Source organism: Streptomyces sp. NPDC046876 (assembly GCF_040645035.1).
Classification (GTDB): domain Bacteria; phylum Actinomycetota; class Actinomycetes; order Streptomycetales; family Streptomycetaceae; genus Streptomyces.
The window spans coordinates 65,708-86,610 of record NZ_JBEYXK010000004.1; the positions used below are offsets into that span (position 1 = coordinate 65,708).

General features: G+C 72.8%; 14 protein-coding genes. 7 read left to right on the forward strand and 7 right to left on the reverse strand.

Features of this window, described 5'->3' with window-relative positions; genetic code table 11:
• Nucleotides 1-45: 45 nt before the first annotated feature.
• Nucleotides 46-960 (forward strand): MerR family transcriptional regulator, encoded by a 915-nt coding sequence (locus ABZ924_RS04025; RefSeq protein ID WP_361903706.1) that lies wholly within the window; start codon nucleotides 46-48, stop codon nucleotides 958-960.
• A gap of 90 nt (nucleotides 961-1,050) precedes the next feature.
• Here ABZ924_RS04025 and ABZ924_RS04030 read toward each other — a convergent pair whose 3' ends face one another.
• Nucleotides 1,051-1,875 (reverse strand): aquaporin, encoded by an 825-nt coding sequence (locus tag ABZ924_RS04030; protein ID WP_361903709.1) that lies wholly within the window; start codon nucleotides 1,873-1,875, stop codon nucleotides 1,051-1,053.
• A gap of 143 nt (nucleotides 1,876-2,018) precedes the next feature.
• Between ABZ924_RS04030 and ABZ924_RS04035 the strand changes: the two genes are divergently transcribed.
• The 3 genes from ABZ924_RS04035 (at nucleotide 2,019) to ABZ924_RS04045 (ending at nucleotide 7,635) form a co-directional block, all read left to right on the forward strand.
• Nucleotides 2,019-2,558 carry an RNA 2'-phosphotransferase gene (locus ABZ924_RS04035; RefSeq protein WP_361903712.1) on the forward strand — a complete coding sequence of 180 codons (540 nt, stop codon included), beginning with the start codon at nucleotides 2,019-2,021 and terminating at the stop codon, nucleotides 2,556-2,558.
• Nucleotides 2,559-2,683: 125 nt separating this feature from the next.
• Entirely contained in the window at nucleotides 2,684-4,612 is a 1,929-nt protein-coding gene (locus ABZ924_RS04040) for an HSP90 family protein (RefSeq protein WP_361903715.1), read from the forward strand.
• Complete coding sequence (locus ABZ924_RS04045; protein WP_361903718.1) at nucleotides 4,609-7,635, forward strand: tetratricopeptide repeat protein; 3,027 nt, start codon at nucleotides 4,609-4,611, stop codon at nucleotides 7,633-7,635. Before ABZ924_RS04040 ends, ABZ924_RS04045 begins: the two co-directional genes overlap by 4 nt.
• Nucleotides 7,636-7,689: 54 nt before the next feature.
• Here ABZ924_RS04045 and ABZ924_RS04050 read toward each other — a convergent pair whose 3' ends face one another.
• Entirely contained in the window at nucleotides 7,690-8,595 is a 906-nt protein-coding gene (locus ABZ924_RS04050) for an LLM class flavin-dependent oxidoreductase (RefSeq protein WP_361903721.1), read from the reverse strand.
• Between the two features lie 118 nt (nucleotides 8,596-8,713).
• Between ABZ924_RS04050 and ABZ924_RS04055 the strand changes: the two genes are divergently transcribed.
• Nucleotides 8,714-9,646, forward strand: a complete 933-nt coding sequence (locus ABZ924_RS04055) for a Cof-type HAD-IIB family hydrolase (protein WP_361903724.1) — start codon at nucleotides 8,714-8,716, stop codon at nucleotides 9,644-9,646.
• Here ABZ924_RS04055 and ABZ924_RS04060 read toward each other — a convergent pair.
• The 4 genes from ABZ924_RS04060 to ABZ924_RS04075 are packed head-to-tail and all read right to left on the reverse strand — an operon-like array spanning nucleotide 9,643 to nucleotide 17,571.
• A complete protein-coding gene (locus tag ABZ924_RS04060; protein ID WP_361903727.1) occupies nucleotides 9,643-11,394 on the reverse strand; it encodes a GAF domain-containing protein in 1,752 nt (583 codons plus the stop codon). The genes ABZ924_RS04055 and ABZ924_RS04060 overlap by 4 nt on opposite strands.
• Nucleotides 11,395-11,418: 24 nt before the next feature.
• Nucleotides 11,419-14,997 (reverse strand): thiol reductant ABC exporter subunit CydD, encoded by a 3,579-nt coding sequence (gene cydD, locus ABZ924_RS04065; RefSeq protein WP_361903730.1) that lies wholly within the window; start codon nucleotides 14,995-14,997, stop codon nucleotides 11,419-11,421.
• 51 nt (nucleotides 14,998-15,048) lie between these two features.
• Nucleotides 15,049-16,050, reverse strand: coding sequence for a cytochrome d ubiquinol oxidase subunit II (gene cydB, locus ABZ924_RS04070; RefSeq protein WP_361903732.1), 1,002 nt, complete (start codon nucleotides 16,048-16,050; stop codon nucleotides 15,049-15,051).
• An 18-nt stretch (nucleotides 16,051-16,068) separates the two neighbouring features.
• The gene (locus ABZ924_RS04075; RefSeq protein WP_361903736.1) at nucleotides 16,069-17,571 is read right to left on the reverse strand and encodes a cytochrome ubiquinol oxidase subunit I; all 1,503 of its coding nucleotides are present in this window, start codon (nucleotides 17,569-17,571) and stop codon (nucleotides 16,069-16,071) included.
• Between the two features lie 186 nt (nucleotides 17,572-17,757).
• On the opposite strand from ABZ924_RS04075, the gene ABZ924_RS04080 reads away from it, so the two are divergent.
• Nucleotides 17,758-18,126 (forward strand): cyclophilin-like fold protein, encoded by a 369-nt coding sequence (locus tag ABZ924_RS04080; RefSeq protein WP_361903739.1) that lies wholly within the window; start codon nucleotides 17,758-17,760, stop codon nucleotides 18,124-18,126.
• Nucleotides 18,127-18,182: 56 nt separating this feature from the next.
• Here ABZ924_RS04080 and hisC read toward each other — a convergent pair whose 3' ends face one another.
• Nucleotides 18,183-19,268: a histidinol-phosphate transaminase gene (hisC, locus tag ABZ924_RS04085; protein WP_361903742.1), complete on the reverse strand. Its 1,086-nt coding sequence runs from the start codon at nucleotides 19,266-19,268 to the stop codon at nucleotides 18,183-18,185.
• A 361-nt stretch (nucleotides 19,269-19,629) separates the two neighbouring features.
• Here hisC and ABZ924_RS04090 point away from each other — a divergent pair, with 361 nt between their 5' ends.
• Nucleotides 19,630-20,745, forward strand: coding sequence for a LacI family DNA-binding transcriptional regulator (locus tag ABZ924_RS04090; protein WP_361903745.1), 1,116 nt, complete (start codon nucleotides 19,630-19,632; stop codon nucleotides 20,743-20,745).
• Nucleotides 20,746-20,903: the final 158 nt, after the last annotated feature.

Sequence of the window (20,903 nt, forward strand, 5' to 3'; positions counted from 1 at the left end):
ATCCCTGGCAGGAGGGCCGATCCGCCATGTCGTAGGGAGCCGGGATTGTCCGATCAGGCAGTAGCCGAGTACCGGATCGAGGATCTGGCGCACCACAGCGGAGCCACGGTGCGCACGATCCGGGCGTACCAGGACCGTGGCCTGCTGCCGAAGCCGGAGCGGCGCGGCCGTTCGAACGTCTACCGCGACACGCACCTGGCGCGGCTGCGGCAGATCGCCGACCTGCTGGACCGCGGCTACACCCTGGCCTCCATCAAGGAGCTGCTGGAGGCCTGGGACGCGGGGCGCGGGCTCGGCGGTGTGCTGGGGCTGGTCGCCGAGGTGCACGGACCGTGGACCGACGAGGAGGCCGCCCGGGTCAGCCGCGCCGAGCTGAACGAGCGGTTCGGCGGCACCTCGGACGACGCGGCGGTGGACGAGGCGTGCGAGCTGGGCGTGCTGGAGCGGATCCCGGGGCGCCCGGACGAGTTCCTCGTCCCCTCGCCGCAGGAGCTGGCGGTGGCGGCGGAGCTGTATGCGGCCGGGGTACCGCTGACGGCGATCACCGGGCACCTGCGGGAGCTGCGCGGGCAGGTGGAGCACATCGCCTCGAGGTTCCTGGACTTCACCACCGAGCACGTCTTCGCGCGCTACCTGGGGCAGGTGCCGCCGACGGACGCGGACGCGGCGGAGGCGGCGACGATGGTGCGGCGACTGCGGCCGCTGGCCCAGCAGACGGTGGACGCCGAGCTGGCGCGGGCGATGCGGCTGTTCGCGACCCGGCACCTCCAGCGCCACCTGGGCGCGGCGGGGGCGTTCCAGCCGTCGGGGCCGGCGGCGGTGCCGCTGCCGGCCGGGACGGTCCGGGCGGTGCAGGAACTGGTCGGTGCCGAGCATGTGGGGGAGTTCGTCCGGGCCGCGACGGAACGCGAGCTGCAGGCCCGGACGATGAACGATCTGGCACGCAGGGGAGGCCGGTAGTCCACAGGGCGGATCCCTCGTTTGCCGTCAAAACCCACCCAACCGGCTGTGGACAAGCCGGGGCTTCCTGTGGGCAACTCGGTGGGCGTCTCAGCTGGCGGTCTCATACGTAGGGCTGGTGGCGCTGGTGTGATCCGCGGTGCTGATGGGCCGCGGCTCGACCGCAGTCCTCTCCCTGCCCCGCCCGATACGACGCCCGATGCGGCGTCCGGCGCCGTGACCGGCGCCGCGGCCGGTGCCGCCGTAGAGGAGCGCGGCCAGGGCCAGGCCGAGGGCTCCGCCGACGAGCTGCGCCGCGACGAAGCCGGGCAGCGACTGCGGGGCGATCCCGGTGAAGGAGTCGCTGAAGGCGCGTCCGATGGTGCCGGCCGGGTTCGCGAACGAGCCCGACGAGGTGAACCAGATCGCGCACGCGATGTACGCGGCCACGGCGGCCGGGATCAGCTTGGCCCGCCCGATGCGCTCCAGGCCCTGGATGACGAGGACGAGCCCGGCGGTCGCGACGACCTCCCCGAGCAGCAGGTGGCTGCCGCCGCGGACCTGGGTGGAGAAGGCGCCGGGGGCGTGGCCGAACATCACCTCGGCCAGGACCGCGCCGCCGATGGCCCCCGCGGTCTGGGCCGCGGTGTAGACGAGCGCCTCGCGGCCTGCGAGCCCGTCGCCGCCGCGCCGGCGGGCCCACCAGGAGGTGAGCGTGACCACCGGGTTCAGGTGGGCCCCCGACAGCGGCCCGAACAGGGTGATGATCAGCCCGAGGCCCACGGCCGAGGCGAGCGAGTTCGCGACGAGGGCGACACCGGTGTCGCGGCTGAGGCCGGCGGCCTGGATCCCGGATCCGATCACCACCATGAGGAGGCCGGCGGTGCCGACGAGCTCGGCTACCGCACGGCGTGGCAGGGAAGCACGGTGTGTCATGGGTTCTCCCCCTGAGTAGACGTTTTATGGAAAAGGTATTCCGCATCTTGAAAGAGAGATAGCGTGCGATCCGCCAGTCCGCGGGCGCCCGAGACGGCCGAAAATCCCTGCGGCGCTGCCGTGCGACCCGGCAAGCTGGCGTCATGGACGAAAGACGCACCGTGAAGGTGTCCAAATACGTCTCGAAACACCTGCGCCACCAGCCCGAACGCATCGGACTGTCGCTCGACCCCCAGGGCTGGGTGGAGATCGACGACCTCCTGCGCGCCGCTGCCGACCACCGCTTCCCCATCAGCCGCGCCGAGCTCGACCACGTCGTCGCCTCCAACGACAAGCAGCGCTTCGCCGTCGAGGGGACCCGCATCCGCGCGAACCAGGGCCACACCGTCCCGGTGGATCTGGATCTTCCGGAGGCCGAGCCGCCCGCGTACCTCTACCACGGCACGGTCGCGCGGGCGCTCGATGCGATCCGCGCCGAGGGCCTGCGCCCCATGGCCCGCCACCACGTCCACCTGTCCCCCGACCGGGAGACCGCCACCCGCGTCGGAGCCCGGCGCGGCCGGCCGGTCGTGCTCGGCGTGGACGCCGCCGCGATGCGCGCGGCCGGGCACGTGTTCCGGCTCAGCGCCAACGGGGTGTGGCTGGTGGACGCCGTGCCTCCGCAATTCCTGCGCTGGCCCTGACCGCGCAGGAATTTCCGCGGAGATTGTCGTATCGGCCCCCTAATCTGTTCCTCACTCCGGGATCCGTGAGGGGGGGTACCTCGCGATCGCCGAACCCTTCCCGTACGCACGCGAGGTGACACTCCATGACGTCCGCATCCACGTCGGCCTCCGGCGCCGAGTCCGCGCCCGACCCGGTATCCGACTCCGACTCCGGCTCCGGCTCCAGCTCCGTATCCAGCGGGGAATCCTCGGCCAACAACTTCCAGGTGGACCTGCGCGGTCTGGTCGACCTGCTCTCCCACCACCTCTACTCCAGCCCGCGCGTCTACGTCCGCGAGCTCCTGCAGAACGCGGTGGACGCGGTCACCGCCCGCCACGCCCTGGACCCCGAGGCACAGATCCGCATCCGCCTGTCGGCGACCGCCGGCCGCGTCACCATCGAGGACAGCGGCATCGGCCTGACCGCCGCCGAGGCCCACTCCCTGCTCGCCACCATCGGCCGCAGCTCCAAGCGCGGCGGCGAGCACGGCCTGGAGACCACCCGCCGTGAATTCCTCGGCCAGTTCGGCATCGGCCTGCTCGCCTGCTTCGTCGTGGCCCGCCAGATCCGCGTGGTCACCCGCTCCGCCCGGGATCCCCAGGCCGCCCCCGTCGAATGGCTCGCCACCGACGACGGCTCCTACACCGTCCGCGAACTGCCCCACGACGCCCGCCAGGAGCCCGGCACCACCGTCATCCTCGAAGCCCGCCCGGGCGCGGAGGAGTGGATGGTCCCGGCCAAGGTCGAGCAGCTGGCCCGCGACTACGGCTCCCTGCTCCCGTACGACATCACCTTCGACGACGGCGAGGGCGGCGAACCGCGCCCGGTCACCGACCGGCCCGCCGTGTGGGACCGCCCCTTCCCCACCCCCGCCGCGCGCCGCGTCGCCCTCGCCGGGCACTGTGCGCAGCTCTTCGGCTTCACCCCCCTCGACACCATCGACCTCGACCTGCCCGTCGCCGGCGTCCGGGGCGTCGCGTACGTCCTGCCCGAGCCGACCAGCCCCGCCCACCGGGCCGGGCACCGCGTCCACCTCAAGGGCATGCTGCTCACCGACCGGGCCGACAGCCTGCTGCCCGACTGGGCGTTCTTCGTCCGCGCCGTCATCGACACGGACACGCTGCGCCCCACCGCCTCCCGCGAGAACCTGTACGACGACGAGACCCTGGCCGCCGTACGGGAGGCCCTCGGCGGGCGGGTGCGCGCCTGGCTCGCCGAGCTCGCCGCGAGCGAACCGGAGCGGCTGGCCGCGTTCCTGAGCGTCCACCACCTCGGCGTGAAGTCCCTCGCCCGGCACGACGCCGAGCTGCTCGGCCTGATGCTTCCGTGGCTGCCGTTCGAGACCAGCGACGGTTCGATGAGCCTCCAGGAGTTCACGGCCGCCCACACCGAGATCCACTTCACCCGTACCGTCGAGGAGTTCCGCCAGATCGCCCCGATCGCCGCGGCGCACGGCCTCGGCGTCATCAACGCCGGCTACACCTACGACGCCGACCTGCTCGCCCTGCTGCCCGCCGTCCGGCCGGACCTGAAGGTCACCGAGCTCGATGCCGGAGCCGTCACCGAGCGGCTCGACCCGGTCCCGACCGCCGCCGAACTGGCCCTGTCGTCCTTCCTGTCCACCGCCCGGACCCGCCTGGAGCCGCAGGGCTGCGACGTGGTGCTGCGCGCCTTCCAGCCCGTCTCCGTCCCCGCCCTCTACCTGGACGACCGCCAGGCCCGCCAGGAGCGCGACCGGACCGCCGCCCTGGACAGCGCCGACTCTCTGTGGACCGGCATCCTCGGCGCCTTGCGCGGCTCCGCGCCGCGGGCCCGGCTGGTGCTCAACCACAACAACCCGCTGATCCGCCGCATCGCGGCCCTGCCCGACGAGGCCCTGACCGGGACGGCCGTCGAATCGCTGTACGGGCAGGCGCTGCTGATGTCCCAGCGGCCGCTGCGCCCTGCCGACTCCACCCTGCTCAACCGGGCCTTCCTCGGGCTCCTCGAATGGGCGACCCACTCCACCGACGCCCGGGAGGGCCAGCAGTGACGATGATGACCCGCGAGGAGATCGACCGGGGGCTGGAGGAGAACCGGCAGGCGCCCAACGGTGCGGCCCGCAACGCCCACGCCGAGGCCCTGGTCGGCGCGGCGGAGGCCAGCGGAGACGCCGCCCTGTTCCGCAGGACGCTGGACAACCTGATCACGGCATACCTCTACAGCGCCGAGTCCTCGAAGATGCTGGTGCCGTTCGCCCGGCTGCTCCAGGAGTACGACAAGGACCCCGGCTCCTTCTCCCATTGGGACGCGCACTCGCTGTTCTGGCAGTTCAAGTGGGTGGGCACGGCCATCGGCGACTCCCCGGAGATCCCTCTGGAGTCCGCCGTCGGCTGGCTGGAGGAGATGGAGCGCCGCTACCGGCTCGCCGGCTACAGCGAGCGTCCGGTGCGCGAGGCCGAGATGTGGCTCGCGCACGCGACCGGCGACGACGAGCGGGCCGACCGGGCGCTGGGCGCCTGGCTGGCGGCCGAACGCGACGACATGAGCGACTGCCACGCCTGCGAGCTCAACAGCCAGGGCCAGTACGCCGTGCTTCGCGGCGACGACGCCCGAGCCATGGAGCACTGGCAGCCCGTCCTGGCGGGCGAGCGGACCTGCGCCGAGGAGCCGCACCGGGTGCTGGCCACCTCGCTGCTGCCGCTGCTGCGCCTCGGCCGCCTCGACGAGGCGCGCTCACACCACCTGCGCGGCTACCGCCTGGCCCGGGGCAACGAGAGCCTGCTCCCCTCCGTCGGCAAGCACATCGAGTTCTGCGCGCTCAGCGGCAACGAGTCGCGCGGCCTGGAAATCCTCGCCGAGCACGCAGCCCACGTGGGCCCCCTCGCCAACGTCGACGACCGGATGGCGTTCCACGGCGGCATCCTCGTGCTGCTGCGCCGGCTGAAGGAGCTCGGGTACGGCGACAGCCCGGCCGTCCCGTACGAGGGCACGCCGCGGACGGTCTCCGAGCTGTACGACGTGCTGTACGCGGGCTCGCTCGACATCGCCCGCCGGTTCGACGCGCGCAACGGCACCACCCGGGTCTCGGACCGCTTCCTCACGCGGATCGGACGGGAGCCGCTGGCCGCCGTGCTGCCGCTGGGGGTGCGCAGCGCGCCGCTGCCCGCGCAGGGCGCCACGGCCGGACGGGCCGCGCAGGCGCCCGTACCGACTGCGGCTTCGGCTTCGGCTTCGGCTGCGTCCGGCGCCGGGGGCGACGGGCAGGGCTTCGCCGAACTGGTGGAGCGGGCGCGCCGGGCCCGCGAGACGGGGCACCCGGCCGCGGACGGGCTCTGGGCGGAGGTGGCCGTACGCGCGGCCGCCCTCCCGGAGGGCGAGGTGGACCCGCTGGTCGCGGCCGATGTCGCCGACAGCCGGGCACTGGCGGCCGCGCGCGGCGGGGCCGCAGATGCGGCGGAGCTGCTGGAGGCCGTCCGCGACGGCTACCGGGCCCTCGGACGGGACGAACGGGCTGCGTTGGCGGAGCTGCGGCTGGCTAGCGCGGCCGCGCAGGCCGGTGCCGCACCGGAGCGGATCCGAGAGCTTCTGGCGGTGGCCGTACGGGCTGCCGAGGCGCTGGACGCCGGGGAGCCGCTGCGCGAGCGGCGGATCGCCCTGGCCGAACTGGCGTCGATGCGGCTGGAGTCGTACCTGCGCTCGCTGGAAGGCGGCGACGGCCACGGAGACGCGGACGGACACGGGCACGGGCAGGACCACGAGCACGACCACGGGCACGGCGTGCTGGCGGCCGGGCTGACCGCCTTCATCGCCGCCCGCGCCGAGGCGCTGCCCGACCTGGCCGCGGAGGCCGAGGAGATGCTCGGCCGCATCGCCCTGTCGCAGGGCGACCCCGAGCGGGCCGTCGAGCTGCTGGCCGCAGGCGCCCGGCGCGCCGTGGCGGTCGGCCGGCCGTGGCAGGGGGTGGAGCCCCTCGCCCTGCGGGCCGGTGTGCTGATGCAGCTGGGGCGGCCCGAGGAGGCCGAGGAAGCAGCGCGCGCCGGGGTGGAGCACGCCGACGAGGTCACCGACGCCGAGACGCAGGGCGCCGTACGGCTCACCCTTGCGGACATCCTGCTCCACCGGCCCGACACTGCGGAGGAGGCGGCCGAGCACGCGCTGACGGCGGCGCACTGGTTCGACCTGGCCGGCCTGACGGCCGACGGCGGGGCGCAGGCACGGCTGGTCCTGGCCCGGGCGTACGCGCGGGCGGGCCGCACCGCCGACGCGGCCGAGGTGCTCCAGTCGACGCTGCCCGACCTGCTGGAGCACGGTGAGGGCCAGGCCGTGGCCGCCCGCGAGTTCCTCGGCGACCTGCTGCGACAGCTGAACGAACCGCGGGCGGCGGCGGAGCAGTTCCTGCTGGCCGCGGAGGTGGCCAAGGGCTGGGAGGACGCCCGGCCGCAGGCGGGGCTCGCGCACTCGGCGGCGGACCAGCTCTCCGAGGCCCGGCTCGACGAGGAGGCGGCCGCCGCCTTCGAACGGGCGCTGGAGCTGTATCGGGCGACGGGCGGTGCACCGGTCGCCGAGGTGCGGATCCTGCGCTCCCTGGCCTGGCTGGGCCTGCGCGGGGAGATCACCGACGTGCGGGTGGCACAGGCGCGGTCGCGGATGGCCGAGGCGGCCGCGGTGCTCGACGCAGCGCTGGCCGCCGATCCGCAGGCTCCTGCCCTGCGCTACGAGCTCGCCCAGACCTGGCACCAGCTCGCCCAGGTGCTCGACCGGCGGGTGACCTCGTCCGAGGAGAGCGACGACGAGGAGGCGGCGCAGGCGGAGGAGGCACTGTTGGAGGCGCTGCGCCTGGAGGAGATCGAGCTGGTGGAGCGGGCCGCCACGCTCTACGCCGAGCTGGGACCGGACCACCTGGACGGCTGGCTGGAGTGCGTGCAGTTCGCCGCGTGGACCGAGCAGGAACTGGGCCGCGACGAGGCCGGGGCGGCCCGGATGACGGCGCTGATCGAGGAGCTGCGGGCCCAGGGCGCCCCGACGGCCGTGGTGGAGCGCGCGGAGTACACGCTCGGGCACCTGACCTCCTGAGGCGCCCCGTGCTCCCGGTGCCCCGGCCGCCTCGGCGGCCGGGGCACCGGCGCATCAGCCGGCGAGCTGGGCCAGGCCCTCGGTGGCGATCTTCTCGAAGACGCCCTGGTCCGCGGCGAAGTCCGAGTCCGGGATCGGGGCGTGGATCACCAGCTCGGTGAAGCCGAGCTCCTGGTGGCGGCCCGCGAAGTCGACGAACGCGTCCACGGAGTCCAGCAGGGAGTTGCGCTCCGGGGTGAAGCCGGTCAGAAGGACCTTCTCCAGCGACTCCGGGGCCCGCCCGATCTCCGCGCACGCCTTTTCCAGGCGGGTCAGCTGGCCGCGCAGGGCCTCGAGCGACTGCTCGGGGGTGCCCTCCTCGTACAGCTTCGGGTCACCGGTCGTCACCCAGGCCTGGCCGTGCGCCGCGGCCAGCTTCAGCCCGCGCGGGCCGGTCGCGGCGACCGCGAACGGCAGGCGGGGGCGCTGGACGCAGCCGGGGACGTTGCGGGCCTCGTCGGCGGCGTAGAACATGCCGTGAGTGCTCACCGCGGGCTCGGTCAGCAACCGGTCCAGCAGCGGCAGGAACTCGGCGAAGCGGTCGGCGCGCTCGCGCGGGGTCCAGGGGTCCTGCCCCAGCACGGTCGCATCGAAGCCGTTGGTGCCGGCCCCGATGCCGAGGGTGATGCGCCCGCCGGAGATGTCGTCCAGCGTCATGAGCTCCTTGGCCAGGGTCACCGGGTGCCGGAAGTTCGGCGAGGTGACGAGGGTCCCCAGTCGCATCCGCTCGGTGGCCGCGGCCGCCGCGGTCAGGGTGGGAATCGCGCCAAACCACGGGAGGTCCCTGAACGCCCGCCAGGACAGGTGGTCATAGCTGTAGGCCGTGTGGAACCCGAGCCCCTCGGCCCGCACCCACTGGTCACGGCCGCCCTCACGCCATGGACGTACCGGGAGAATCACAGTGCTCAGACGCAAACTCATGTGTCGAGCCTACGGCCCCGCCGATGTTTCACGTGAAACCTCGGCCCGCCTCGTTTCACGTGAAACATCGCCAACGGGCACCTCGGGCGACCAGGTCCGGCACTGGCGTGCCCTGGCCATGGGCGAAGATGGATCCGTGACCTCGGCTCCCCAGCGCCCGGACGGGCCAACCCCGACGCCCCGGCTCATCGCCACCGACCTCGACGGCACCCTGCTGCGCGACGACAAATCCGTCTCGCTCCGCACGGTCGCCGCCCTCGCCGCCGCCGAGGAGGCCGGGATCGAGGTCTTCTTCGTCACCGGCCGCCCGGCCCGCTGGATGGACGTGGTCAGCGACCACGTCCACGGCCACGGCCTGGCGATCTGCGCGAACGGCGCGGCGGTCGTCGACCTCCATGCTGGCCGCGAGTTCGTCCAGGTCCGGGCCCTGCCCCGGGCCACCGCTCTGACGGTCGTGGACACGCTGCGCGCCGCCGCCCCGGGCACGTCCTTCGCGGTCGAGATGACCACGGGCATCAACTACGAGCCGCTGTACCCGCCGTTCTTCCAGGACCCGGGTGCGCATGTCGCCACCGCGGAGCAGCTGCTGAAGGAATCCGCAGGCGACGGCGCAGACACGGAGGAGGCCGCCGCCCCCGTCCTGAAGCTGCTGGCGCACCACTCCGAGCTGGCCCCCGACGAGTTCCTGGCCCTGGCGCGCAAGGTTGCGGGCGGCTACGCGTCGATCACCCGCTCCAGCCCGACGGCCCTGCTGGAGATCAGCGAGCTGGGCGTGTCCAAGGCCAGCACGCTCGCGCTGTGCTGCGCGGAGCGCGGCATCTCCCCGGCCGAGGTGGTCGCCTTCGGCGACATGCCGAACGACGTGGAGATGCTCCGCTGGGCCGGCACCTCGTACGCGATGGGCAACGCCCACCCGGATGTGATCGCGGCCGCGTCCGGCCGGACCGTCGCCAACAACGAGGACGGGGTCGCCGTCGTCATCGAGCAGATCCTCGCGGACCGGGCAGCAGCACAAAGCCGGCAGAGGCAGCAGGAGCCCGAAAAGCTCTAAGGCTGCAGCGGGGCCTGCCACACAAGGCTGGTCCCGCCGCCGTGCTCCCCGATGCCGGGCCCGTACGTGCTGGTGCCGCCCAGCGACTCGGCCCGGCGGCGCAGGTTCCGCAGTCCGCTGCGGCGCCCGCCCTCGGTGATGCCCACCCCGTCGTCGGCCACCTCCAGGCGCACCCCGGGCCGACCGTCCGGCAGAGTGGCGGTGCAGTCGAGGACCACCTCGATCCGCGAGGCGTCCGCATGCCGGAAGGCGTTGGAGAGGGCCTCGCGCAGCGCGGCGATCAGGTTCTTGCCCACGAGTTCGCCGACCACCGTGTCGATGGGACCGAGGAAGCGGTGTGCGGGCTTGAAGCCCAGCGGCACGGCCGCCATGTTGATCTCCCGCAGCACCCGGGTCCGCAGCCCCGAGGGGGCCTCCGCCGGTCCCTGCTGGAGCGCGAAGATCGCGGTGCGGATCTCCTGGATCGTCACGTCCAGCTCGTCCACGGCCTTGCCGACGCCGTCGCGGACCTCGGGGACCACGGACCGGCGCGCCGCGCCCTCCAGCATCATCCCGGTGGCGAACAGCCGCTGGATGACCAGGTCGTGGAGGTCCCGGGCGATCCGGTCGCGGTCCTCGAACACGGCGAGGCGCTCCCGGTCGCGCTGGGCCTCCGCCATCATCAGCGCGAGCGCCGCCTGCGAGGCGAACTGCGTGGCCAGTGTCCGCTCGGCCTCGCTGAACGGGCGCTTGCCGCGGCCCCTGGGGGTGACCAGCGCACCCAGCACCCGCCCGCCGCTGTGCAGGGGCAGCATCATGCAGGGGCCGTACCGGCTGGTCAGCTTGCTGACCGTGCGCGGGTCGGAGGCGGCGTCGTCGACGAAGACGGGCTCGCCCTCCAGCAGCTTCGCCACCACGGGACTCTCGGCCGGGATCACCACCCCGAGCGAGGTGGCCGGGTCGTCGGCGGAGACGGCGACGATCTCCATCCCGCCCTCCTCGGCGGGCAGCATCACGATGCCTGCCGAGGAGTCGGCCAGACGGCGGGCCTGTTCCGCCACCACGGCGAGCGCATCGTCGGCGTCCCCGCCCGACAGCAGGGCGGTGGTGACGGCGACCGAGCCGTCGATCCACCGCTCGCGCTGCGTCGCCGCCTCGTACAGCCGTGCGTTGCCGATGGCGATGCCGGCCTCGGTGGCCAGGACCCGGACCATGTGCACGTCGTAGTCGTTGAACTCGCCGCCGCCGTTCTTCTCGGCGAGGTACAGGTTGCCGAAGATCTCCCCCTGGACCCTGATCGGTACGCCGAGGAAGGTCTTCATCGGAGGGTGGTGCGGCGGGAAGCCGGCCGAGCGCGGATCCTTCGTCAGATCCGCCAGCCGTACGGTGCCCGCGTGCGAGATCAGCGCACCGAGCAGGCCGCGCTTCCCGTCCGGTCGGTGCCCGATCCTGCGGGCCACCTCGGAGCTGATGCCGAAGGTCACGAAGTCCGACAGCCCGCGGCCCTCGGTGTCCACGACGCCGATCGCGGCGTACCGGGCGTCCGCGAGCTCGGCGGCGGTCTCGCAGATCCGGTCGAGCGTGGAGTGCAGTTCGAGGCCGGTGCCGACGGAGCGCATGGCCTCCAGCAGTTGCGGAACCCGGGCGGTGAGCTCGGTGGACAGTCCCTGCAGACTCCGCGTGGTCTGGGTGGCGGCCTCCATCGGATCCGGCGCCCCCGAGGCCGGATCCCGCGCCTCCGGCGGTTCCTGCGAGTGCTGCAGCGACATGCCCTTGAGCCTAGTTAGTCCTATTTACCGGGGAAAGTCGGCCAGTGCCCCGTGCCGCAGCCCCTCCGCCGCACGCTCCAGGTCCAGGAGCGTGCGCAGCGGCCCCTCCTCGGCGGCCAGCTCCGCGTACGCGCCGCGCTGGACGACCGCTCCGCCGTCCAGGACCAGGACCTCGTCGACCGCGGCCAGCCCGGCCAGCCGGTGCGTGATCAGCACCGTGGCGCGGCCCTCGGTCGCGGCCAGCAGATCCGCCGTCAGGGCGTCGGCGGTCGCCAGGTCGAGGTGTTCGGCCGGCTCGTCCAGGACGAGGACGGGGAAGTCGGCGAGCAGCGCGCGGGCCAGGGCCAGGCGCTGGCGCTGGCCGCCGGAGATCCGCCGGCCGTGTTCGCCGACGAGGGTGTCGAGCCCGTCCGGAAGGCCGTCGGCCCAGTCCAGCAGCCGGGCAGCGGCCAGGGCCCGGCGCAGCTCCTCCTCGCCCGCCCCGGGGCGTGCCAGGCGCAGGTTCTCCCGGACCGAACTGTCGAAGATGTGGGCGTCCTGCGCGCAGAGGCCGACGATCCGGCGGACGTCGTCGCTGTCGAGCGTGCGCACATCGGTCCCGCCGAGGGTGTACGTGCCGTCGCCGGGGTCCAGGAACCGCAGCAGCACCTGGGCCAGGGTGGTCTTGCCCGCGCCCGAGGCGCCGACGACGGCGATGCGCCGTCCCGGCTCGAGGGTCAGGTCCAGCCCGCGCAGGGCGTCGCCCTCCTGCCCGGGGTGGCGGGCGGTGAGCCCCGCCAGGCGCAGCGGGAACGGCGAGGCGGGCGCCGGGGCGGCCTGCTCCGGCTCGGCGACCGGGGCCGGGGCGTCGATGACCTCGTACACCCGCTCGGCGCTGCGGCGCACCCGCCGGCGGAACAGGACGGCCTGCGGCAGTGCGGACACCGCCTCGAAGGCGGCCAGCGGCGTCAGTACGGCCACCGCCATGGCGACCCCCGAGAGCCGGCCGTCCTGCACGGCGCCGGCGGCGAAGAACGCGGCGGCCACGACGGTCAGCCCGGACACGAGGGCGGTCAGTCCGCTGCCGAGCCCGGTGGCGGCGGCGCCGCGCGCGGCGATGGCGGTCAGGGTGCGGTCGCTGTCCCTCGCTGCCTCCTTGCGGCGCGCCAGCGCCCCGGCGACGGTCAGCTCGGCCGTCCCGGTGAGCAAGTCGGCCACCCGGATGGCGAGCTCCCCGCGGGCGGGCGCCAGCCGGCGTTCGGCACTCCGGGCGCAGGCCCCGCTGACCGCGGGCACCGCGACCCCGGCGGCGAGCAGGCCCACGGCGAGGGCGGCCCCGCCCTCGGGCAGCAGCCAGGCGGTGAACGCGACCGATCCGGTGCCGACGAGGACCGCGGTGCCCACCGGCAGCAGCCAGCGCAGCCAGTAGTCCTGAAGGGCGTCGGCGTCGGCCACCAGCCGCGCCAGCAGGTCCCCGCGCCGCTGGGCGCGCAGCCCGCCGGGTGCGATGCGCTCGAGCCGCCGGAACACCGAGACCCGCAGGTCGGCAAGCATCCGCAGGACGGCGTCGTGCGACACGAGGCGCTCGGCGTACCGGAACACGGCCCGCCCGAGCCCGAACGTGCGGGTGGCCGTGACCGCAACCATCAGGTAGAGCACGGGCGGCTGCTCGGAGGCCCGCGAGATCAGCCAGCCGGAGACCGCCATCAGCCCGACGCTGCACCCGACCGCCAGCGACCCGAGCAGCAGCCCGAGCCGGAACCTCCCCTGCCAGGCCTTCGCCACGTCACGGACCCGCCGCAGCGGATCCCGCCCGGCCGCACCGGGCCCAGCGGTCTCCAGCCCCGCGCGGGTGGGCGGCGCGACGGCCGCAGGCTCCCGCTCCCGGGCGGACGCGGCGTGCACGGGGCCGGCTGCGCGCGCGGAGACGAGCCGGACGCGGTCCAGGGCAGCGCCCTCCGCTTCCCCCGCGGTGATCGCGACCACCCGGTCGGCGACGGCGAGCAGCGCCGGCCGGTGGACGACCAGCAGGACGGTCCGACCCACCGCGAGGCGGCGTACGGCCTCCACCACAGCCGCCTCGGTCTCCCCGTCCAGTGCGGCCGTCGGCTCGTCCAGCAGCAGCACCGGCCGGTCCGCGAGGAACGCCCGGGCGAGCGCGATCCGCTGGCGCTGACCGGCGGACAGCCCGGCCCCGCCCTCGCCGAGCACCGTCTCGACGCCGAGCGGAAGCGCGGAGACGAACTCCCGGGCCCCGGCCGCCTCCAGAGCCTGCGCCACGGCTGCGTCGGAGGCCTCCGGCCGGGCGAGCCGCACGTTCTCCGCGAGGGTCCCGGCGAACAGGTGCGGCCGCTGCGGCACCCACGCGATCTGCCCCCGCCACTGCTCCGGCGCCAGTTCGGCCAGGTCCGTGCCCCCGATCCGCACCCGCCCCGAGGTCGGTGCGACGAACCCGAGCAGCACCTGGAGCAGGGTGGACTTCCCCGCCCCGCTGGGCCCCGTCAGGGCCACGCACTCGCCGGGCCCGACCGTGAACGTGACCGGCCCGGGCGAGTCCCCGCCCCGCCCGGGGTGGCGTACGGCGACCCCGTCGACCTCGATCCGCAGGCCGCCGGGACCGGAGTCGGGCACCGCGGCCCCCGCCCCCGGCGCGGCGGCGGCCGGCGTCCCGAGCACCTCGAAGATCTCGTCCGCGGCCGCCAGCCCCTCGGCTGCCGCGTGGAACTGGGCCCCGACCTGGCGCAACGGCAGGTACGCCTCGGGCGCCAGGATCAGGATGACCAGGCCGGTGTACAGGTCGAGGTCGCCGTTGACCAGCCGCATGCCGATGCCGACCGCCACCAGGGCCACCGAGAGCGTGGCCAGCAGTTCCAATGCAAACGAGGACAGGAAGGCGATGCGCAGGGTCCGCATGGTCGCCCGCCGGTAGTCGTCGGTGATCCGGCGGATCGACTCGGCCTGGGCCTTGGCCCGCCCGAACACCTTCAGCGTCGGCAGCCCGGCCACCACGTCGAGGAAGTGGCCCGACAGCCGGGACAGCAGCCGCCACTGGCGGTCCATCCGGGACTGGGTGGCCATGCCGATCAGCACCATGAACAGGGGGATCAGCGGCAGGGTCACCACGATGATGGCCGCCGACACCCAGTCCTCGGTGACGATCCGGGCGAGGACCGCCACCGGCACGGCCACGGCCAGGCCCAGCTGCGGCAGGTAGCGGGAGAAGTAGTCGTCGAGGGCGTCCACGCCCCGGGTGGCCAGCGCCACCAGGGAACCGGTCCGCTGCCCGCTCAGCCAGCCCGGTCCCAGATCGGCCGCCCGGTCCAGCAGCTGCCCCCGCAGCTGCGACTTGACCGCCGCGGCGGCCCGGTGCGCGGCCAGCTCGGTGAGCCAGCCGAGCAGGCCCCGCCCGACCGCCACGGCCGCGAGCAGCAGCAGCGGCGTGCGCAGCGCCTCGCCGTCCAGGCCCTTCTCGAAGGCCCCGACGACGATCTCGGCAAGCAGCATCGCCTGGCCGATGACCAGCCCCGCCCCGGCACATCCCAGGGCCACCACGGCCGCCAGGAACGGGCGGGTGGAGCGGGCGTACCGAAACAGGCGCGGGTCGATCGGTTTCACGTGAAACATCCCCCAGGGCAGGGTCGGTCAGGCGAGGCGGGGCCCTCGGCAGAGCCGGGGCTAGTGCGCGTCGGCGATGTGCTGCGTGCCGATCCGCTTGCGGAACACCCAGTACGTCCAGCCCTGGTAGAGCAGGACCAGCGGGGTCGCGACGGCCGCCAACCAGGTCATGATCTTCAGGGTGTACGGGCTGGACGAGGCGTTGGTGACCGTGAGGCTCCAGGCGTCGTCCAGCGAGGACGGCATGACGTTCGGGAAGAGCGTCAGGAAGAGCATCGCCACGGCCGCCGCGATGGTGATCCCGGAGAGTGCGAACGACCAGCCCTCCCGGCCCGCGAGGTTGGCGCCCAGTGCTCCGGCCAGCGCCAGCGCGGCGACGACCAGGGCGATCAGGCTCCAGCCGTCACCGCGCTCGAGCTGGGTCCACCCCAGGAAGACCACCGCGAGCGCCGCGGTGACCGCGCCCAGCCGGGTCGCCAGGGCACGGGAGCGGTCCCGGATCCCACCCACCGTCTTGAGCGAGGTGAACACCGCGCCGTGGAAGGTGAACAGGGTGAGGGTGACCAGTCCGCCGAGGAGCGCGTACACGTTGAGCAGGTCGAAGAGGCTTCCGACGTACTCCTTGTTCTGGTCGATCTTCACGCCGCGCGCGATGTTGGCGAAGGCCACACCCCACAGGAAGGCGGGGATCAGCGAGGCCCAGAAGATCGCGTGCTCCCAGTTGGTCTGCCATCGGTCCTCGTCCCGCTTGTGCCGGTACTCGAAGGCGACGCCGCGGACGATCAGGCAGACCAGGATGACGAGCAGCGGCAGGTAGAAGCCGGAGAACAGGGTGGCGTACCAGTCGGGGAAGGCGGCGAAGGTCGCGCCGCCGGCCGTGAGCAGCCAGACCTCGTTGCCGTCCCAGACGGGCCCGATCGTGTTGATCAGGACCCGCTTCTCGGCGCGGTCCCGCGCGAGCAGCTTGGTCAGGACGCCGACCCCGAAGTCGAAGCCCTCCAGGAAGAAGTAGCCGGTCCACAGGACGGCGATGAGCACGAACCAGACGTCGTGGAGTTGCATGGTGGGGTCCCCTCAGCCTCAGTACGAGAAGGCCATCGGCCGGTCGGAGGTGCCGTCTCCGCCGATCCTGGTCGGCGGGTTGAGGTCGGCCTCGGTGAGCTCGGGCGGGCCGGCCTTGACGTACTTGACCAGGAGCTTCACCTCGATGACGGCGAGTACGGCGTACAGGGCGGTGAAGACGAGCATCGAGGTGAGGACCTCGCCCTGGGAGACTCCGGGCGAGACGGCGTCGCGAGTCCGCAGGACTCCGTAGACGACCCACGGCTGGCGGCCCATCTCGGTGAAGATCCAGCCCCAGGAGTTGGCGATCAGCGGGAAGCCGAGCATCCAGACGGCGGCGAGCCAGTACCACCGGGTCAGCCGGGCGCCGAGCGGCTGCCGGAAGAGCACCAGGTGCGGCACCTCGTCCTCACCGGTCCGCAGGGCCGGCGGGAGCATGAACCTCTTGCGGGTCAGCCACAGCCCGGCCGCGCCGAGCGCGACGGAGGCCATGCCGAAGCCGATCATCCAGCGGAAGCCCCAGTAGGCGACGGGGATGTTGGGCCGGTAGTCGCCGGGCCCGAACTTCTCCTGTTCGGCCTTGTTGACGTCGTTGATGCCGGGGACGAAGGAGTCGAAGTCGTCGTTGGCGAGGAAGGACAGCAGGCCCGGGATCTCGATGGCGACCCGGTTGTGGCCCTTGTCGACGTCCCCGTACGCGAAGACGGAGAACGGGGCGGGTGCCTCGCCGTCCCACAGGGCCTCGGCCGCGGCCATCTTCATCGGCTGCTGCTTGAACATGACCTTGCCGAGGAAGTCGCCGCTCAGCGCGGTGAGCATGCCGGCGATGACGACGGTGACCAGGCCCAGCCGCAGCGAGCTGCGCATGACCGGGACGTGCCTCTTGCGGGCCAGGTGATAGGCGGCGATGCCGACCATGAACGCGCCGCCGGTGAGGAAGGCCGCGGACAGCGTGTGGAAGGCCTGGGTGACGGTGGTGTTCTGGCTGAGCACCGCCCAGAAATCGGTCAGTTCGGCGCGGCCCGTTTCCTTGTTGATCCGGTAGCCGACCGGGTGCTGCATCCAGGAATTGGCCGCGAGGATGAAGTACGCGGACAGGACGGTGCCGATCGAGACCATCCATATGCAGGCCAGGTGGATCTTCTTCGGGAGCTTGTCCCATCCGAAGATCCACAGACCGATGAAGGTGGACTCGAAGAAGAACGCGATCAGGGCCTCGAAGGCCAGCGGGGCACCGAAGATGTCGCCGACGAAGCGCGAGTAGTCGGACCAGTTCATGCCGAACTGGAACTCCTGGACGATGCCGGTGACGACACCCATCGCGATGTTGATCAGGAAGAGCTTGCCCCAGAACTTGGTGGCCTTGAGGTACTTCTCCTTCTCGGTCCGCACCCAGGCCGTCTGCAGGCCGGCGGTGAGCGCGGCGAGCGAGATCGTCAGGGGGACGAAGAGGAAGTGGTAGACGGTGGTGATGCCGAACTGCCATCGCGCCAGAGTCTCCGGCGCCAGAGCCAGGTCCACGTCGTCTCTCCTTACGTCGCCGTGGGCGGCACTGCGCATGCCCGAACCGGCGTGAACCGGGAGAAGGCACGCGCGCTTGTGAACGCGTTCACATTCACAAGCATTATGTCGCACAGGCTTCCGGCGCTTTCATCCGGGGGGTACAAGCACTGGCCAACGAATTCAACATATTGTTGAATTCAGCGCATGAAGATTCGAATCTCCTGGCCCTCAGGCCAGCTCACGGCCACGCTCGACGACACCCCGACCGCCAAGGCACTCACCGCCGCCCTCCCCATCCACGCCTCCGCGAACACCTGGGGCGAGGAGGTCTACTTCGACACCGGTGTCTCCGTCGCGCTGGAGCACGACGCCCGCCAGGTCGTCGAGCCCGGCACGGTCGCCTTCTGGACCGAGGGCGACGCGCTCGCACTCCCCTACGGTCCGACGCCCATCTCGCGCGGGGGCGAGAGCCGCCTGGCGAGCCCGTGCAACGTGCTCGGCTCGTTCGACGGCGACCCCCGCCTGCTGGCCACCGTCCGCGACGGCGACCCGGTCCGGGTGGAGCTGGCCTAGCCGGCCCGGGATCCCCCGAGCCGGCGCTGCAACGGCCGCGTCCCCCGCAGCCGGCGCTACATCTCCTTGAAGAACGCCTCCGCCGTGTGCAGGAAGAGGTCGTTCGCCTCGGTCTCACCGATCGTGACCCGCAGGCCCTCGCCCGGGAAGGGCCGGACCACCACACCGGCCTTCTCGCAGGCCGCCGCGAACTCGGCGGTCCGCTCGCCCAGCCGCATCCACACGAAGTTCGCCTGCGTCGGCGGGACGACCGTCCAGCCCTGGCCCAGCAGCGTCTCGTACACCCGGGTGCGCTCCGCGACCAGCGATCCGACCCGGCCCATCAGCTCGTCCTCGGCGCGCAGCGAGGCGACCGCCGCGTCCTGGGCCAGCTGGCTGACGCCGAAGGGCACCGCCGTCTTGCGCAGCGCCGCGGCCACCGGCTCGTGTGCCACTGCGAAGCCGACACGCAGACCGGCCAGGCCGTACGCCTTGGAGAAGGTGCGCAGCACGCAGACGTTCGGGCGGTTGCGGTACAGCTCGATGCCGTCCGGCACCTCGACGTCGCGGACGAACTCGCGGTACGCCTCGTCGATCACCACGAGGATGTCCGAGGGCACACGGTCGAGGAACCGCTCCAGCTCGGCGCGGTGCACGGCGGTGCTGGTGGGGTTGTTCGGGTTGCAGACGAAGATCAGGCGGGTCCGCTCGGTGATCGCGTCGTACATCGCGTCGAGGTCGTGCACGTCGCCCTCGGCCAGCGGGACCTGCACGGAGGTCGCACCCGCAATCTGCGTGATGATCGGGTAGGCCTCGAAGGACCGCCAGGCGTAGATGACCTCGTCGCCCGGGCCCGCCGTGGACTGCACCAGCTGCTGGGCCACGCCCACCGAGCCCGTGCCCGTGGCGATGTGCTCGGCCGGGATGCCGAAGCGCTCCGCGAGCTCGTTCACCAGGCCCGTGCAGGCCAGGTCCGGGTAGCGGTTGAACGCGTGGGCGGCCGCGACCGCGCTCTCCAGCACGCCGGGCAGCGGCGGGTAGGGGTTCTCGTTCGAGGACAGCTTGTACGCGACCGGCCCGCCACCGGCGGCGGCGGGCTTCCCCGGCTTGTAGACGGGAATGCCGTCCAGCTCGGCGCGCAGCTTCGGGCTCTTCTCGCTCACCGCAGGTCCTCCTCGACCATCCCGTCCGACGTCGCCGTCGACTCAATACTGCTCACCTTATGAGGATTCCGCGCTTCCGAAAATGGCGGCGCCAGGATTGCGGGGGAGCGCACGCATATATGCGTGCGCCGGTGGCCTGCGCCGTGGCGCGCATCCCTCGTACAGGTGAGTTGAGACCGTCCCGAGACCAGCCCGGTTTGGCATGCCCGTACCCGCCGACAAAGGGCCCGGTCACCCTCCGCTCCCAAATGCCTTTATTTCCAAGGTCATTGGGGGTGGCGAACCATGCAGAATCGTGCCTGTCAACGCGTGCATATGCATCCGGACCACCCACCCCACCGAGCCCTACTATCGGCTCGCCATGACAGCAGCAGGGAAGCATCAGGTGAGCCGGACCGAGACCACCCGGCGGGCCGCCGGCCGACAGGGCCGGGCCGGCATCAGGGACGTGGCCGCCGCAGCGGGCGTCTCGATCACGACCGTCTCCGACGCGCTCAATGGCAAGGGGCGACTGCCGGACGCCACCCGCCGCCACGTTCGCGAGGTCGCCGACCGGCTGGGCTACCGCCCCTCCGCCGCCGCCCGCACCCTCCGCACCGGCAAGTCGGGCCTCATCGGCCTGACCGTGACCACGTACGGGGATGAACCTTTCACCTTCACCGAATTCGCGTACTTCGCGGAGATGGCCAGAGCAGCCACCTCCGCCGCGCTCGCCCGCGGATACGCCCTCGTCATCCTCCCCGCCACCTCCCGGCACGACGTGTGGTCCAACGTGGCCCTCGACGGCACCGTCGTGATCGACCCCTCCGACCACGATCCCGTCGTCACCGAGCTGGTCCGCCAAGGCCTGCCGGTGGTCTCCGACGGGCGCCCCGCCGGCTCCCTGCCCGTCACCGCCTGGGTCGACAACGACCACGAGGCGGCCGTGCTCAACCTGCTCGACCACCTCGCCGCCGCCGGCGCCCGCCGCATCGGGCTGCTGACCGGCACGACCACCGACACGTACACCCGCCTGTCCACCACCGCCTACCTCAACTGGTGCAAGCGCGTCGGCCAGGACCCGGTCTACGAGTCCTACCCCGCCCACGACCCGTGCGCGGGCGCCGTCGCCGCCGACCGCCTGCTCGCCCGACCCGACCGCCCCGACGCCGTCTACGGGCTCTTCGACCCCAACGGCACCGACCTGCTCGCCGCCGCCCGGCGCTACGGACTGCGCGTCCCGGAGGACTTGCTGCTCGTGTGCTGCAGCGAATCCACCGTGTACGCCAACACCGAGCCGCCGATCACCACGCTCTCCCTCAAGCCGCGGCGCATCGGCACCGCGGTGGTGCAGCTGCTCATCGACGCCATCGAAGGGGTCGACACCGGGCGGCCCGTCGAACAGGTCGTCCCCACCGAGCTGATCGTCCGTACGTCCTCGCAGCGCAGGCGGCCCCGGACGACGGTCAGCCCGCCCCGGTCACCGGCCCAGGACTGACCGCCACACCGCCGTACCGGCGGGGTCGACGGCCCCGCCGAGGATTTCGGCAACTCCGATTTCGGGCGAAAGCGGCAGGAACGATCGGTTCCGCGCAGGATTCACCACCCCTGGTGCGTCACACAGCGCGAGCCGCATTCCTATGATGGGCGCACGAC